The sequence below is a fragment of the Candidatus Villigracilis affinis genome (assembly GCF_016705895.1).
GTDB classification, from domain to species: Bacteria; Chloroflexota; Anaerolineae; order Anaerolineales; family Villigracilaceae; genus Villigracilis; species Villigracilis affinis.
Genome location: NZ_JADJKT010000042.1, coordinates 41,072 through 58,758 on the forward strand (window position 1 = coordinate 41,072; position 17,687 = coordinate 58,758).

At 53.1% G+C, this 17,687-nt stretch carries 11 protein-coding genes; all 11 read left to right on the top strand.

Annotated features, from left to right (window positions below; translation table 11 throughout):
- Positions 1-186: 186 nt before the first annotated feature.
- The 11 genes from IPI86_RS24595 to IPI86_RS24645 all read left to right on the top strand — a co-directional run bounded on the left by IPI86_RS24595 (position 187) and on the right by IPI86_RS24645 (position 17,573).
- On the top strand, positions 187-648 hold the full coding sequence (locus IPI86_RS24595; RefSeq protein ID WP_345300683.1) for a hypothetical protein: 462 nt from the start codon (positions 187-189) through the stop codon (positions 646-648).
- A 133-nt stretch (positions 649-781) separates the two neighbouring features.
- Positions 782-2,041 carry a sugar ABC transporter substrate-binding protein gene (locus IPI86_RS24600; RefSeq protein WP_345300684.1) on the top strand — a complete coding sequence of 420 codons (1,260 nt, stop codon included), beginning with the start codon at positions 782-784 and terminating at the stop codon, positions 2,039-2,041.
- A complete protein-coding gene (locus IPI86_RS24605) occupies positions 2,034-2,930 on the top strand; it encodes a sugar ABC transporter permease (RefSeq protein ID WP_345300685.1) in 897 nt (298 codons plus the stop codon). The genes IPI86_RS24600 and IPI86_RS24605 overlap by 8 nt, the downstream gene beginning before the upstream one ends.
- Positions 2,920-3,765, top strand: coding sequence for a carbohydrate ABC transporter permease (locus IPI86_RS24610; RefSeq protein WP_345300686.1), 846 nt, complete (start codon positions 2,920-2,922; stop codon positions 3,763-3,765). Before IPI86_RS24605 ends, IPI86_RS24610 begins: the two co-directional genes overlap by 11 nt.
- A 95-nt stretch (positions 3,766-3,860) precedes the next feature.
- Positions 3,861-6,746, top strand: a complete 2,886-nt coding sequence (locus IPI86_RS24615; RefSeq protein WP_345300687.1) for an S-layer homology domain-containing protein — start codon at positions 3,861-3,863, stop codon at positions 6,744-6,746.
- Between the two features lie 174 nt (positions 6,747-6,920).
- A complete protein-coding gene (locus tag IPI86_RS24620; protein WP_345300688.1) occupies positions 6,921-9,188 on the top strand; it encodes a glycoside hydrolase family 44 protein in 2,268 nt (755 codons plus the stop codon).
- 166 nt (positions 9,189-9,354) lie between these two features.
- Entirely contained in the window at positions 9,355-12,525 is a 3,171-nt protein-coding gene (locus IPI86_RS24625) for a PA14 domain-containing protein (protein ID WP_345300689.1), read from the top strand.
- A 195-nt stretch (positions 12,526-12,720) separates the two neighbouring features.
- Entirely contained in the window at positions 12,721-14,094 is a 1,374-nt protein-coding gene (locus IPI86_RS24630; RefSeq protein ID WP_345300690.1) for a CAP domain-containing protein, read from the top strand.
- Positions 14,095-14,332: 238 nt separating this feature from the next.
- A complete protein-coding gene (locus tag IPI86_RS24635) occupies positions 14,333-15,901 on the top strand; it encodes an S-layer homology domain-containing protein (protein ID WP_345300691.1) in 1,569 nt (522 codons plus the stop codon).
- Positions 15,902-15,994: 93 nt separating this feature from the next.
- Entirely contained in the window at positions 15,995-16,852 is an 858-nt protein-coding gene (locus IPI86_RS24640; protein ID WP_345300692.1) for an alpha/beta hydrolase, read from the top strand.
- Between the two features lie 106 nt (positions 16,853-16,958).
- Positions 16,959-17,573, top strand: a complete 615-nt coding sequence (locus tag IPI86_RS24645) for a hypothetical protein (RefSeq protein WP_345300693.1) — start codon at positions 16,959-16,961, stop codon at positions 17,571-17,573.
- Positions 17,574-17,687: the final 114 nt, after the last annotated feature.

The following is a 17,687-nucleotide window of genomic DNA, read 5'->3' on the forward strand; positions in this document are numbered from 1 at the left end:
GAATATTTTCGCGGGGGATTTTGTTTTAGAGAACGTTTTGATATTCCTCCGCACACTTTGCATCTTTGTAGTTAACATAAATGTGAATATAAGGAAGAAAATCATCAGTGTTTTTGTTGCCTATTCTCCAAAAAAAATGTATAGTGGGGGGAAGTAAATACCCAGCTAATGTGATTGGAAATATCAATGACCCGCCCGTATAAATACAGAATCACCGCCTGCCTGCTTGTTGTGATGTTTTTTAGCCAGTCGTGCGCTGCTCCTATACAGGAGGCGACGTCCACCCCTACTCTCGTTGTAATAGAGGAACCCTTGGATATACCCACCACAACTCCCTCCTCTCCGAGCTTGACGATTGACCCCGCCTTCCAGCGTGGACAGGTAATTCCACTTTCAGCAGGAGATGTATTTGCAATTTCCCTGCCGCCGGGTTCCTCGATTTGGAAAGTGGAGTATGCTGCCGAAGTCATTGAACCTCTGACCCCTGCGGACAAAATGACAGAGCCCGGTCCGCAAGGTTGGTTGTTTCGCGCGGTTGCTGCTGGGCAAACCGAGATCCGCCTGACGGCGCCAGCGCCTGCCTGTGCCAAGCCGCCCTGTCCGCCTGCCGCGCCGATGACTTTCGTTTTCACGGTCGATGTGAAGTAGGGAGTCTATTTTCAGGGTGGCGAAATGTTAATTGGACAGAAGCAGGCTTGAGGTTGGTTGGAAGCGTTGTTTGATTTCAAGAATCTTTTTCAGGGAAGACATCCGCTTGAGGATTTCATCGTTGAGGATATTTATGCAGAATCGATGGGTGAGTTTTTATTTGTTAATGGCCTTTCTGTTTACAAGCGCGTGCGGACAGGGGGAAGTGCAGCCTGTCAGTTTTATGGTGTTCGGTGAACCTGCCGAGTTGAAAGCGTATCAAGATTTGGTGGCGGCTTTTGAAAAGCAGCACCCCGAAATTAAAGTTGAGTTGATTCATATTCCCAGCCAGGGTGATTATCGCAAACGGCTGGCGGCGGATCTGGTGGGCGGTGAGCCTGCCGATGTGGTTTTGATCAATTACCGCCGCTTCAGCGGATTGGCGATTAAGAATGCCTTTGAACCATTGGGGCCGTATCTCGAAAAATCCGATTTGATCGCGTATGATGATTTTTATGCGCTTTCGATGCGCGCATTTTCTCTCAACGATCAGGTGATCTGTATTCCGCAAAATATTTCGAGTTTGGTGGCTTTTTACAACAAAGATGTTTTCGACGCAGCGGGAATTCCCTATCCCGATGCGGGCTGGACCTGGGATGATTTTATTTCCGCATCGAAAGCATTGACTTTGGATGTTGATTCGGATGGCCGCATCGATCAATACGGCGCAGGCGTGGAGCCGACTTTGATCCGCGTGGCGCCGTTCGTGTGGCAGAACGGCGGCAAGGTCAGCATTAACAATGCGCTCACGCTTGCCGACCCGCTCGATCTGGAAGCCGTGCAATGGTTTGTGGATTGGCAGGTGACGCATCACATTGTGCCGAATGCCGTGGAGGAAAAAGCGGAGAGCAGTGAGAGTCGTTTCATTAACGGGCGCACAGCCATTTATTTCAACAGCCGTCGTTTGGTTCCAACCTTCCGCGAGATCAACGCTTTCGATTGGGATATCGCGCCCTTGCCTGTTGGGAGGAGCGATGCCACCATTCTTCACTCCGATGCCTATTGCCTGCCTTCTGCCAGCAAACACAAGCAAGCCGCGTGGACCTTCATCGAGTATGCCAATTCGATTGATGGGCAGACGCTGGTTTCGCAAAGCGGGCGCACCGTGCCTTCGCTGATCCAAGTGGCTGAGTCGGATGCCTTTCTCGACCCGAACGCAAAGCCCGCGCACAGCCGCGTGTTTTTGGATGTGATTCCCTTTACCCTGCGTTTGCCGCAGCAAGCCAACTGGGCTGATATCGAAGAGATTTGCGATGAGGAATTACAGCGCGCCTTTTTCGGTGAAGTCTCTGCGTTGGAGGCGATGCAATCGGCTGTGAAGCGTGCCCTACCCTTGTTCACGGAAAATGAATAGAACCTACACTGCTTCTTCGCGCACGCAATTGCTATTGATGCTGACGCCCTATCTTTTGGGGGCGGCGGTGTTGGTTGGGCTGCCTGCCTTGCTTTCATTGCTGCTGGCGTTTTTGCGCTACGATGGCATTTCCGCGCCTGTGTGGGTGGGGGGATTCAATTTTCAATTGGTGCTGGCCAACCCTGTTGATTTGCTTTTTCCCATTTCGCTTTACAACACTTTGTATTTTGTGATTCTGGCTGTGCCTGTGCGCGTGTTGAGTGCGCTGGCGCTGGCCTTGTTGCTCAGCCGCAGTGGCAGGGGCGTGGGCTTATATCGCGCGGCGGTTTACCTGCCTACTATTATTCCCGATGTGGCCTACGCCCTGATCTGGATGTGGATCTTCAATCCGCTGTATGGCCCGCTGAATTTGATCCTCGAAGGGTTGGGGTTGCCCACGCCCGGCTGGCTGGCCGATGCCCAATATGCAAAAGTGGTCTTCGTGGTGATGGCCGCGTTTCAAATCGGCGAAGGCTTCGTGGTTTTGCTGGCAGGCTTGCAAAATATTCCGCCCGAGTATTACGCCGCCGCCGCCGTGGATGGCGGTAATGTTTGGCAGCAGTTCCGCTACATCACCCTGCCATTGCTTGCTCCGTGGTTGTTGCTGCTCACCTTGCGCGATATCATTTTGAGCAGTCAGAACATTTTTACCGCCAATTTCATCATGACCAACGGCGACCCGTACTACTCCACTTTATTTTTGCCGCTCCTGATCTACGAAGAAGCCTTCGACCGAATGCACTTTGGCCCGGGCTCCGCCATGACCGTACTGCTGGGTCTGGTCACCGCCGCGTTGATCGGGCTGATCCTTTCCATTGTGGGCAGTTGGGGGGAAACCGATGCAAGTTAATTCAAAGCGCAGGATTTTTCACGCAATTGCATTTCACGCCGTCTCGATTCTGATCTCAGCTCTGTTCATTCTGCCGCTCGTTTGGATGGCTTCCGCTTCGCTTCGTCAACCGGGCCTGCCTCCGCCACGAACGATGGAGTGGTGGCCCGAGCCTTTGACGTGGTCGAACTACAATCGCATTTTCGAGATGCTCCCGTTGGGGCGGTATATTTTCAATTCCCTGCTTGTCGCTGGAATCGCCGTGCCGATCACGCTGGTCACGGCTTCGCTGGCAGGCTTTGCGATGACCCAGTTGAACCGCCGCGGGCGGGAGAGTCTTCTCGGGTTGTCTGTTGTCCTTTTGGTCGTACCCACTGTCGCTGTGTGGGTGGCGCGGTTTATCTTATTCCGCACTTTGGGGTTGTTTAATTCATACGCGGCATTGCTGGCCCCGGCGCTCATGGGGTCGAGTCCGCTGTTTGTGCTGCTGTTCTTTTGGAGCTTTCGGCGCATTCCCCGCGAGCTTTACGATGCGGCCCGTATGGATGGCGCTGGTCCGCTGGAGATTTGGTGGCGGGTGGCTCTGCCGCTTTCCGGCGCCACAGTGATCGTGGTGGGCATTCTGACCTTTTTGCTGTATTGGGGTGATTTCACCACACCCTTGTTCTATTTGAAATCGCAGACGCTTTACACTCTACCGGTGGGTCTGCGTCAACTGCAGGAATTGGATCGCACGAACTGGCCGCTGCTTTTGGCGGGGGCGATGGTAATGACCCTGCCATCTGTGCTTCTGTTCGGAATCGTTCAGCGTTTCTTTCTGCCTGAAAACCGTCTTGCTGGCATTTATGGCCAGTGAGCCTGAAAAAAGGAGGCTGCCATATGTAACTGGATCGCATTTTGAAGATATGGCTTTATTTTTTCACTGACACCAATTATTACAAGGAGAGTATTATGTCGAAAAGAAATCGAATGTTCCTTGCCATCGTCTCGAGCGTCATGCTTGTGGCAGTTGCGCTGGGGTTGTGGGGCAGGCTTGGACCGATGAGTACACAGGTATCTCAGGCATTGGCCTCAAACGCGCAGCACGTCGAGACCGATGAAAAAATGGGCGACCACCCGGATGAAGCAAGGCAGTTCCGCGCCCTTTCCATGATGGACGAGAACGGCAACATCCCTGCCGATGGCTTGTTCACAGCGGCCCAACAAATGAATGACATGCGCCTGCAGCAGGGGAACAATCCGCAGGCGATCACCAGCGCTGGCTGGACATGGATCGGCCCAGGAAATATCGGTGGCCGCGTGCGTTCCATCATTATTCACCCCGCTGACCCCAATATCATGTGGGCGGGCAGTGTCACCGGCGGTGTGTGGAAGACCACCAACGGCGGGACGTCATGGCAGATCCTCACCGATTTTATGTCCAACATGGCGGTGACCACCATGGTCATGGACCCGACCAACCCGGACATTTTGTATGCCGGTACCGGTGAAGGCTTTACCTTTAATCGTGAAATTTCCGAACCTCTTGGCGGCGGTGTATTCAAAACCACCGATGGCGGCGCCACGTGGACTCAGCTTGCCTCCACAAATAACTCCAACTGGCATTTCGTGAATCGGTTGGCGATCAACCCGTCCAATTCGCAGATTATGTTGGCAGCCACCTATACTGGCCTCTGGAGAAGCACAGACGGCGGCACCTCATGGACTTCCGTCCTTTCAGGATACATGGGCGATGTGAACTTCAACCCGAGTGACGGAAACAAGGCGGTTGCGGGGAATCAATTCTCCGGGCAGGCATACTATTCCACGAATGGTGGGGTTTCATGGGGAACCGCAAACACCAGCGACGGCCGCGTAGAAGTGGCCTATGCGCCGAGCAGCCCCAGCACCGTGTATGCTTCTGTGGATAGCAGCGGTGGTCAGCTTTGGAAGAGTGTGGATGGCGGCGTTTCTTATGCTCTTGTCAACAGCGGAAATGACTTCCTCTCCGGGCAGGGTTGGTATGACAATGCGCTGTGGGTGGACCCAACCAATCCTAATACTCTTGTTGTGGGCGGCGTGGACCTGTACCGCAGTACGAACGGCGGCTCGACCCTGACTCAGATTAGCGAATGGTGGAACTCTCCCTACTCCGCGCATGCCGATCATCATGTCATTGTTGAAAAACCAGGGTTTAACGGCACGAGCAATACCACAGTCTATTTTGGGAATGATGGCGGCGTGTATCGTGCGAATAACGTTTATACCGTGATCGGCACCAACGGCTGGACGGAGTTGAATAACAACCTCGGCATCACCCAATTCTATGGCGCGGCAGGCAATGCCACCACCGGAAAGATCATCGGCGGTACGCAGGATAACGGCACCTTGATCTACACCCCTGCAGGCGGCACGGAAGGCTGGACGACAACCTTCGGCGGCGATGGCGGTTGGTCTGCGGCTGACCCTGTTGACGATAATTACCTGTATGGTGAATATATCTTTGCACAGATCCATCGCAGTGTGAACGGTGGTGTGTACTCTGACCCGATCTGGGGTGAACATTGGGATGGCAATTCCTACGTATACAAGAATCCGCCCTACATCATCACCGATGCCTATAATTCGACCGCAAACTTCATTTCGCCCTTCATCCTCGACCCCAACGACTCGAATCGTATGCTGGTCGGTGCGGCTTCTCTGTGGCGTTCCAACGATGTCAAGGCGCCGAATACTGCCACAACAGGCCCAGCCTGGTATGTGATCAAATCTTCCACGGGCACCAATATCAGCGCGATCGCGGTTGCCCCGGGCAATTCGGATATTGTCTGGGTGGGACATGGCAATGGAGATGTGTTTAAGACCACGAATGGCACGGCTACCAATCCCACATGGTCTCGTGTGGATACGGGTTCCCCAGCTTTGCCCAATCGCTACGTCACTCGCATCACCATTGATAAGAATGACAATAACAAGGTCTATGTCACTCTCGGCGGTTTCACCACCGATAATGTGTGGGCCACGACCAACGGCGGCTCCACCTGGACCGATATCAGCGGCAGCGGCGCGACTGGTTTGCCCAGCTTGCCGGTCCGCAGTCTTGTGATTCACCCGAATGACTCCAGCTGGCTGTATGTTGGTACGGAACTCGGTCTCTTCGCCAGTGCAGATGGCGGCGCTACGTGGGGACTCCCGCACGACGGCCCGACCAACACCCCTGTGGACGAATTGTTCTGGATGGGAACGAAACTGGTCGCAGCCACATATGGACGCGGCTTGTTCACACAGGAAGCCTCCAACACGCTCTTTGCCGATGTGCCCGCGGATTATTGGGCTTTGTCGTTCATTGAGCGTTTGTACAATGCTGGCATCACTGGCGGCTGCGGTACGAACCCATTGATCTATTGTCCGGAAGCCCCTGTGACTCGCGCCCAGATGGCGATCTTCATCCTGCGCGGTATGCATGGCAGCGCCTACATCCCGCCGACGGCAACAGGCACGGTCTTTGCGGATGTCCCGGCCGGGTCCTTTGCGGCGGACTGGATCGAACAGCTTGCGGCTGAAGGTATCACCGGCGGCTGTGGTAACGGAAGTTACTGCCCCGATGCCTACATCACCCGCGCGCAGATGGCGATCTTCCTGTTGAGAGGGGAGCATGGCAGTGCATACACTCCGCCAGTGGCAACGGGCACAGTCTTTGGTGATGTCCCTGTCGGCGCATTTGCTGCGGATTGGATCGAGCAGCTTGCAGCGGAGGGTGTGACGAGCGGCTGCGGCGGCGGTAACTACTGCCCCAATGCCAATGTCACCCGCGCTGAAATGGCCGTCTTCCTGGTGAGGGCGTTCAGTCTGCCATAATAGATAATTCATGTTCAAGTAAGGTTGCACACCCCGAAAATGATTTTCGGGGTGTGTTTATTATCCATTTGCCGAACCAACAGGGTGGTACCAATGTAATTTGTCAATTTTTGAAAGGGGATTACACTATGTCTACCAAACCTTTAACGTCGAAAAAAATCATAGGAGACCCGAATGAAACATACAATATCCCTGTTCCGTTGTTTGTTGATCATTGTCATGCTGGCGGCATGCGCATTTGGAGATGTGCCCTTTGCCTCCGCCACACATTCCGCTGCTGCCGGCCCGGCCTTGAGTGTGAATGCCGCGGCGGATGTGCATGCCATCAGCCCGTATATTTACGGTATGAACTTTGCCACGGAAGCCATCGCCTCTGATCTGAATCTGCCCGTCCGCCGCTGGGGTGGGAATTCGACCACGCGTTATAACTGGCAATTGGATGTCCACAACACCGGCGCGGACTGGTACTACGAGAACATCCCGGAAGATAATGCCCATCCCGAGTTGCTGCCCAATGGCTCTGCTTCAGACGAGTTCATTGAACAGGATCGCCGCACCAGCACACAGACGATCATGACCGTTCCTCTCATCGGGTGGACACCCAAAGCTCGCAGGGAAGATCATCCGTATGATTGCGGATTCAAGGTCAGCAAATATGGTGCGCAGGATAGTACGGATTATTGGGATCCCGATTGCGGCAATGGCTGGCACAATGGTGTTCAACTCACGGGTAATAATCCCACTGACACCAGCGTTGCGATCACTTCTTCTTTTGTCACGGCATGGATCAATCACTTGAAGGGGAATTATGGCACGGCTGCCAATGGCGGCGTGATGTTCTACAATTTGGATAACGAACCGATGTTGTGGAACAGCACGCATTACGATGTGCATCCCAACCCGGTCACCTATGATGAAATGCGCGATAAGACGTACGCCTATGCCGCCGCCATCAAAGCCGCCGATTCGTCGGCTCAAACGCTTGGACCTGTGGAATGGGGCTGGTGTGCCTATTTCTATTCCGCCGCTGACGGTTGTTACCCCGGCGCAGACCGCGCCGCACACGGCAACATGGATTTTGTGCCGTGGTATCTCCAGCAAATGAAAGCCTATGAACAGGCGCATGGCGTGCGCATTCTCGATTATCTTGACTTGCACGTGTATCCTCAGGTGGATGGCGTGTATTCCGATTCGCTTGGAAGCGCCGCCGTGCAGTCGGCGCGTTTGCGTTCCACGCGCCAGCTTTGGGATCCAAGTTACGTGCATGAAGGCTGGATCGGTCAGCCTGTGTATTTAATTCCACGCATGGAAGATTGGGCCGCGAATTATTACCCGGGCACGAAACTTGCCATCACCGAATACAACTGGGGCGCGCTCGGATATATGAACGGCGCACTGGCTCAGGCCGATATCCTCGGCATCTTTGGCCGCGAAGGCCTGGACCTGGCAACATTATGGGGCACGCCTGATGATTTCAACGCGCCCGGTATTTTTGCATTTCGCATGTATCGCAATTACGATGGCGCAGGCAGCGCGTTTGGCGATACCAGCGTGCAATCTTCCAGCGCTGACCAATCGCAGTTAGCCGTTTATGCCGCGAAGCGCAGCGCGAGTGGCACATTGACTCTCATGGTCATTAACAAGACCGCCTCAACGATCACCAGCGATCTGGCCTTATCTGGATTTCAACCCGTGGACACGGCGCAGGTCTATCGCTATAGTTCTGCCAATTTAGGCGCCATCGTCAAACAAGCGGATCAAGCGGTCACCTCCAGCGGATTCACGGCCAGCTACCCGGCGAATTCGATTACGCTGATCGTGATTCCCTCCTCCGCTTCGCAAACCACGTTTGTGGATGTCCCTGCCGACCACCCGCTGTATGCCTATATTCAAGCCTTGTACGATAACGGCTACACCGCAGGCTGTTCCACCAGCCCATTGATGTACTGCCCTGATACGATTTTGGATCGCGCGCAATCTGCCGTGTTCATGCTGCGCGGACAAATGGGCTCAGGCTACACTCCGCCCGCCGCGCCGTGGAATACCTTCGGCGATGATTGGACAGGTTTCGAATGGGCTGAGCCGTGGGCCGAAGGCATGTATCAGGAAGGCTTGACTCAGGGTTGCCAATCCAGCCCGCTGATGTTTTGTCCCTCCAATCAACTTCCGCGTGTGGAAGCAAGCGTATTTGGTTTGCGAATGAAGTATGGTGTGAATTACACGCCTCCCGCCGCAAGTGGAACTTTGTTCGCCGATTTCCCCTCCACCGACCCGAGTTACTGGGCGATTGATTGGGCCGAGCAGGCTTATCTCGATGGTCTGCTCCCCGCCTGCGGAACGGACAGTGGAACAGGCAAGCCGATGTTCTGCCCAAGTCAACTGGTGGATCGCGGCTGGGGTGCGTATTTGATCGTCAAAGCCAAGAACTTGCCGTTGCCGTAAGTTTGCCAGACAAGATCGAACAAAAAAGGGCAGTCACTGAAAAAGTGGCTGCCCTTTTGTCATGCAAATACGATGAATCTCTCCCAATTTCTGACTTATAAAATAGATGCAGGTTTTGCGCATTTGTGCGCAGTAGTTTGTTATTTTGCCAGAATGGAAGGTTCATATGAAAACACAGAATCGAATTTCTCCAACGGTGAAGGCCTTGCGTGGAATTGTGCTTTTGGCAGTTCTCTTTTCCATGATTCAGGCACAGCCTGCCAGCGCGCAGGTCACAGGGCAGGGTTTGGAACTCTGCCTGTTGCCCGGAACGGTGCAATTGAAGCAGGCCGAGACTCAGGCGCTTAAATCCGCGCTGCGAAAGGCGGATGCGGAAGTGAATTTCAACGGCGCCGTATGTTTTGCTCCGGTCGAATTGCGCGAGGAGGGCGAGTGGATGTTCATCACTCTCGCGGGATTGACGAACAAACCGGGCGGCGCTTGGACGATCTCAGAGGATGCGGTCTGGTCGGATAACGCGATCATTCGCAAAACACCGGGCGGAATGTTGGCTTCGGTTGCGGGCACAAAAGCCTTCTCTGAGTCTCTCTCCTCGGTACCGGAATCAATTGTCCCGTTGGAAGCGAAACGGGTAATCGATCCATTGTCCACCTCTTTGCCGAGTCCACATGCGGGAGCGGCGTTCCAATTCCCGTTTGAAGCGGGGTATCAAGTTTATTATGGGACGAAGGGCGGCGGTGTCCACACGGGTGAGTTTTCCACGGTGCTGGGCGGCACGAGCATGGCGGTGGATTTGATGTCGGATGGAAATACGGGGTCGAATCATGCGCCGAATCGTTTGCTGGCTGTTGCGCCGGGTACGGTGGTAAAGAAATGTTCAGATGCCACCAAGAATTCCACCTATCTCATTATTGATGACGGCACCGATAAATTTTTGTATGCCCACATTCGTTCATCCACTGCGCCGCCTTTGTGGGCGGTGGTGAATGTGGCAGGGACGATTTTGGGCGAATTGGTTTCAGGTTCGTTCAGCGATGGGTATTGTGGTTACGCCAACCAGACCGCGAGTTTCTTCCACGTTCATCTGGAATTCCTGAATCGTTCTTCCCTCACGCTCAGCGATTGGACTCTCGATACGGCCACTGAAAAATGGCAGCGGAGTGCCGAGGTGTGGAACAGCGGCGAGTGGAAGCAGGTGGGCGGCAGTGTGACGGGGTGCAGTCAGGTTTCATATACGGGCGTGATCCTGTATGAAAACGCCAACTGTAATGTGGAAACTGCGGGTGCGATGAAGGCCTTCCCAGCCGCCATCACCTGGACGGATATCGCTGTGGCGGACCCGATCCAAAATAAGACATCTTCGATCTTCGTCTCCTCGGGCTGGTCGGCTAAAGTATTTGAAAAATCCGTCGCTGAGGGTGGCGGCTCGTGGAGATGCGTGACAGATAGACTTTCTGATTTGAGCACGAGTTATTACACCAATGGCGATACATCGCGGAAGATGAACGATGATATTTCATCGATTCAAGTTTACGCGGATGGAAATTGCGGCAGTGGCGGGACCTCGGACTGGACTGCCCTGTATTTCACCGGGCATGACCATTGGCTGGATACTTCCAACTTCAACAACCAGATGTGTCAGGAAATCATCACCAGCAGCGGCCTCGATAAGAACTACGCTTCCGCGGCTCCCTGCAATAATGGTGTGGTCAACGATTGGGTCGCGGAATACAACACCACGGTGAATTTCGCGTCGGGTAATTATGTCTTCAAGGCTGAAAATAATGACGGCCTTAAGTTGTGGGTGAATGGGGTCAGCGTTCTTGACCGGGGCACCGCTCAAAGCTTTTCGTATGCCTGCCCAGCCCGCAGCTTAAGTGGGAACGTTCCCATTCGTGCGATCCTGAATGAAGAGACAGAGGATGCCCGCATCAAGATCGCATGGACGACGGATGTCAATGTTTGTAATGTGCCGGGCGCGTTTGGAAAAGTTGGTCCTGCCAACGGTGCCACGGCACAGCCCAGCACTCCCACCTTGAGTTGGGGTGCCAGTGTGGATGCGACGGAATATTTCTACTGCATCGACACTTCGAATGACACTGTCTGTGATACGGGCTGGCAAAACGTTGGCAATGTGACCAGTCAGCCGATCAGCGGGTTGGCGATTGATAAGACCTACTATTGGCAAGTCCGCGCGAACAGTGCGGGCGGTGAGACCTATGCCGATGGCAATACCTGGTGGTCGTTTAAGACCCAGCCTTCCAACATGCTCGTCAATCCGGGCTTCGAAGATGGCACGACCACTCCGACCTCCTGGACCAAGGATGCCTATGTATTGGCCAACAGTGCTTTTGAATGGAGCATTGATTTCTTCCGCTCAGGCAGTAAGAGCGTGAAGATCACTAGCACCACGGCCAACGATGCGCGCTGGACTCAGACCGTAACCGTTCAGCCGAATACCGATTACAAATTATCTGGCTGGATTCTGACCAATGATGTGGCCCACACCGGCGAAACGAACGACGCCGGGGCCAATCTCTCCATTTTGGATGGCACGGTCAATTACTCAACCCCGTCACTGTTCGGCGATAACCCGTGGACTCTCGTGTCTTTGACATTCAACTCCGGGGCAAATACACAGGTGATTGTTGCGGCGCGTTTGGGAATGTACTCGGGGTCTACGACAGGTACAGCCTGGTTCGATGACCTGAAATTAGAAACCGCCATTGGCACGCCCACTTTTGGTGATGTGCCTCTTAACCATCCCCAGTATGCCTATATTCAGGCCTTGTGGGATAACGGCTATACCGCTGGGTGCAGTACCGATCCGCTGTTGTTCTGCCCCGATACGATTTTGGATCGCGCTCAGTCGGCGGTGTTCATGCTGCGCGGACAACTTGGCTCGACCTATGCTCCACCCGCCGCGCCGTGGAATACATTCGGCGATGATTGGACGGGGTTCGAATGGGCCGAACCGTGGGCCGAAGGCATGTGGCAGGAAGGTTTGACGCAGGGCTGTCAATCCAGCCCGCTGCTGTATTGCCCGGCGACGCAACTACCGCGTGTAGAGGCGAGCGTGTTCGGTCTGCGCATGAAATACGGCGTCAATTACACGCCGCCCACAGCCACAGGGACATTGTTTGCCGACTTCCCATCCACTGACCCGAGTTACTGGGCAATTGACTGGGCCGAGCAGGCATACCTCGATGGCTTGCTCCCAGCCTGCGGCACGGATTCTGCAACTGGCAAGCCGATGTTCTGCCCAAGTCAACTGGTGGATCGCGGCTGGGGTGCATACCTGATCGTGCAAGCCAAGGGATTGCTCCCAACTCCGTAAAATTAATTAGCAAATATTGAGAACAAAGAAGACAGCCATCTCATTGCAGAGATGGCTGTCTTCTTTGTTTTGATGCTTCCAGTTGCCTGGGCGGGTTTTCTACACTGACTCTTAACAAACCTGTAGGTTTAAGAATACATAAATGATGGTATATGTATTTTTATCGTCGTTCATTGATGCCCAATGGGAGTTATTATGAAAAAAACAAGGATTTATTTTCAGTTTTTCGTGATTCTGTTCGTTCTAATCAATATATTGCCATCCTATTCAACGCAGGCAGCGCCCCTATCCGCAGATTACCCAGCTGACCCAACCGCGGATATTGATTGGTCCGCTGGGACAAGTGGTGTGGCGGATATTCAATCCGCCTTCAACAATGCGCGGACCATGGAAAATGGCCAGTTAGGCACGTCCTTGCCGATGCTTACTTTGCCCAGTCAGTCGGAATGGGATGCATTGAGTGATGGGAAAAAGGTGCTGTGGCTGATCAACCGTGAACGCAGTGACCGTGGTGTTGATCCGCTTGAAGATACTGAGCTTAACGTGACCAGCGTTGCGCAAACTTATGCAGACTTTCTGCTTGATAATGATGCATGGGGGCATAATGAAGACGGTCTCGATCCCTGGGCGCGCCTTGAATCCAACCCTGCAATTCAAGCTTGTCATGAATTTTTAGGCGTATCCGAAAACCTGGCGGTTTTTGTCACCAGCGGTTCCAGCATTGATCTGCCGATCGAGCGTGCCGTTTACATGTGGATGTATGAAGACATTGGTTCTGGTTGGGGGCATCGTCATGCTATTCTTTGGTCTTCTTATACCGATAACCATGGGGCTGTCGGGAGTGAGGGCTTCCTTGGTGTTGGCCGCGCATCCGGCGGACCGTATCAGGGCCCCTTCTCACAACCATGGTTGCATGCTGAACTGATCGTCATGAATGTCTTTGACCCCTGCGATAGTTATTCAGTTCCAGTGGCCACGTTCAGTGACGTGCCTCTTGACCACCCTCTCTATACATATATTCAGGCTCTGTATGATGGCGGCTACACAGCAGGATGCAGCACCAGTCCGCTGATGTTCTGCCCCGATACCATTCTGGATCGTGCGCAGGCTGCGGTCTTTATGATGCGCGGACAGTTTGGTTCAAGTTATGTTCCGCCTCCTGCGCCGTGGGATACCTTTGCCGACGATTGGACCGGCTTTGAATGGGCAGAGCCTTGGGCGGAAGGCATGTGGCAGCAGGGATTGACAGGCGGCTGCCGTCAGGATCCGTTGATGTATTGCCCTGAGACGAACCTGACACGGGTTGAAGCGAGTGTCTTTGGACTGCGCATGAAATATGGAGTGAATTACGAGCCTCCACTTGCCAGTGGAAAAGTATTTGCGGACCTCACCGACCCCACATATTGGGGCGCTGGCTGGGCTGAGCAGGCGTATGCGGATGGTCTGCTTCAGGAGTGTGGCACCGATAATGAGACAGGCAAGCCCTTTTTTTGCGCGCTGGATTTTGTCAACCGTGCCTGGGGTGCGTACATGATCGTAAAAGCCAAGGACCTGCTTCCGGCGCCGTAAGGCCGTCAATGATTTCTGGAAATAACGAAGAACAGCCGTCACATTTTTTAGACGGCTGTCCTTTTTGTGTGAATCTGGGCTGACAAAATTGTAAGGTGTTTTGAAATCTTTTTATTTTCTATTATCTGCTCTTAATGTATCATTCCGCATCATAAAATTTGGGTGGTTCGATTCACTTTTGTGGTCTCGCGTTGTGGGTAGAAATAATTTTATATCTGTTGAATAAGGAAAGAAGAAAATGAACAAAAAACTATATCTGTTGACCGCCATTATTATGTTGTTTGTTATGTCGATCGGGAGCCATACGAACGCGGGTGCTTCTCCACTTGCGGCGGCAAAAAGTGCGAAAGTGGTAGTTAATGGAGTCTCCACAACCTGCACCACATTCAAAGCATGTGACGACCTGTTGGGTCCCGACGCAACCCTCTACATTTCTGGTGAGTGGAACGAGCAATTGCGCATCACAGAATCTGGGTCGGCGGGGCACCCCATCAATGTCATTGGTACCGATGCGCTTATCAAGGTTGACAGAACTGAGGTGAGCGGAATTGCCCTCACAGGCAGCTACATTAACCTCTCCGGTTTCGAAGTGATCGGTGGTGATTCCTTTGGTATTTTTATCACGGGTCAGGTCATCAAGGTGGAGAACAACATTGTGCACGACAGTGTGCTGGAAAATGGAACCGCAGGTAACTGCCGTCAGGGAAGCTGGGGCAGTGCCATCAAGGTGCGTGAGGCAATGTACGTCGAGGTTCGCGGCAATCAGGTTTACAACAGCTGTGGCGAAGGGATCGCCCTGCGCGGCACCTATGTTTTGGCTGAGTACAATACCGTGTGGGATAACTTCTCGGTGCAGCTTTACGTTGATAACTCGCCCTACACCACTGCCCAGCACAACACCGTCAAATGCACCCCGGGCTTCCCAACCCCCAGACAGCCTGTTGGAATTGCAATAGGCGAAGAACGCTTTAGCGGCTGGGGAAACCAGCGCCACGATAATAAGGTTTTGAATAATTACGTGGAAGGTTGTCAGGATGGCATCGTCTCATGGGAAGGCGAAATGTCCACCGCCAAATTGATCGATTCGGTCATTTCCGGTAACACAGTTGTCAATGGAGCGGGACGAGCCATTGGCTTGTGGTCGAAGAATCAGAATGTGTTGATCGAAAACAACACCATCTACGCTGAACCCTTCATCAAATATCCCGAGGGTGTAACGGTGATCAACAACACCGTTATCGGGAGCACCCCCTCCATCTTTTCAGATGTCCCCTCCACTTATTGGGCGGTCAGCTACATTGAGAGCCTTTACAACGCAGGCATCACTGGCGGGTGCTCGACCTCTCCGCTTTTGTATTGCCCCAGTTCCTCGGTGACTCGCGCCCAAATGGCGGTCTTCCTGCTGCGTGGCACTCATGGCAGCGGATACACTCCTCCCGCAGCGAACGGAGCGGTCTTCGGTGACGTATCCACCAGCACCTTTGCAGCCGCGTGGATCGAACAATTGGCCGCAGAGGGAATCACCTCAGGCTGCGGCTCTGGGAATTACTGTCCAGACGCAACGGTCACCCGCGCTCAAATGGCCATCTTCCTTCTCAGAAGCAAATATGGCTCGGCGTATGTTCCGCCAGTTGCAACGGGTGTTTTCCCGGATGTTCCCGTCGGTTCCTTTGCAGCAGATTGGATCGAACAGCTTGCCGCAGAAGGCATCACCAGCGGATGCGGCGGCGGTAACTATTGCCCCAATTCAGCCGTCACGCGCGACCAGATGGCGGTCTTCCTTGTAAAGACTTTCAACCTGCCGTAAAAAGTTTTATAAATAAATGACAAAATAGAGCTTTCACATAACGTGAAGGCTCTATTTTATAATGGGTAAACATAAACGATATAGGAAAACACTTTGCTACCGAAAAACACCAGCATTCCACAATTTGACTTTGGCGGAAAAGGCACGCCGCTGCACTTCCTACATGCGAACGGATATCCGCCTGGATGTTACGACCCGTTATTCAGCCTCATCAAAGACCACTATCATCTTTTTGGAATGACGCTTCGCCCGCTGTGGCCTGACTCGAATCTCAAGGATATCAACGACTGGAAACCTCTCTCCGACGACTTGCTACGCTTCCTCTCCGACCGTGGAACTGATCCCGTGATCGGGGTAGGTCATTCCATCGGAGGCATTGTCACTTTGCGGGCCGCCCTGCGCGACCCGAAAAAATTTCGTGCCATCATTTTGCTTGACCCCGTCCTGTTCGTGCCATCATTTTTGACGATGTGGAATATCGTCCGTGCGTTTGGGCTTGGGAACAGAGTCCACCCAAAGATCAGCGGTGCGCTAAAACGCAGGCGTGAATTTGACAATCTGGATATGGTCTTTCGCGGCTATCGTACCCGCGAGGTTTTCAAATACATGAGCGATGAAAGCCTGCGCGCATATATCGCAGGCATCACAAAAGCGAAGAAGGGTGGCGGCTTTGAACTTGCCTACTCTCCTGAATGGGAATCGCGTATCTACCTGACAGGTATGCGTGACTTCGACCTCTGGCGCGGACTGCCCAAACTCGAAGTGCCCACGCTCATCATCCGCGGCGCCGAGACGGACACATTTCTCGAAGTGGCGGCAAATCTTGTTAAACAGAAGCAGCCCAAGGTTAAGATCGAAACGCTGCCCAAATCCACGCATATCCTGCCGTTGGAATATCCGCAGGAAGTATTTAGAATCATGCAGTCATTTTTACAAGATCTGTTCCGTTAAATCCGACCTGTCCATCTGGATAGTGAAGACTCCCCCAGCGACGGGGGAGTCTTTTGTCTTCAAAAGCTATGATGTAAACAACAAAGTTTTACTTTAGGAGACAATCATGAAAAGATTTTTCAAAATCGTTGGCATTCTGGCGGGGCTTGGAATCCTTGCCGTACTTTTGATGTTCGCTCTTCTGCCGTGGATGGATCGTTACGGCGCGACCGACGAAGAGATCGCTGCTTCTTTTGCTGGTGATGAATTGGTTCCAACCCCGCGCATTTTCTACACCCGAGCTATTTCTATCAACGCATTGCCCGAAGAGATCTATCCATGGATCGTTCAACTCGGCGCGGACAAGGGCGGCATGTACAGTTACACATGGCTGGAGGCGCTCATCCAATGCCCGCAGACCAATGCAGACCGCATCCATGAAGAGTGGCAGGGTCTGGAAGTGGGCGATAAAGTTCTCATGTGTCCCGATGAAAACATGCCTCCTGCCTATGTAGTGGCTATGGTTGAACAAGACCATACCATTGTACTGGGGCACAAGGAAAACGAATCATGGGTTGAAGTCTGGCTGTTCAATCTTGTCCCTCAAGATGACGGAACAACGCGTCTTGTCATTCGTTCACGCAGTGCCGCAGAAGGATGGTTTTGGGATGCCATCCGTCCTGGTGAATTCATCATGATGCGCCGTATGATGCAAGGCGTCAAGGAACGAGCGGAGAAGTAAGTGAATGATCTTATAAAAAGGAGAACGAAAATGAACGAAAATTTTGTAGATTGGAAATATGAGCGCGCCTGTGTGATGTCCCCCGTTATCTAGCAAACTCTTCCCATTTCCACG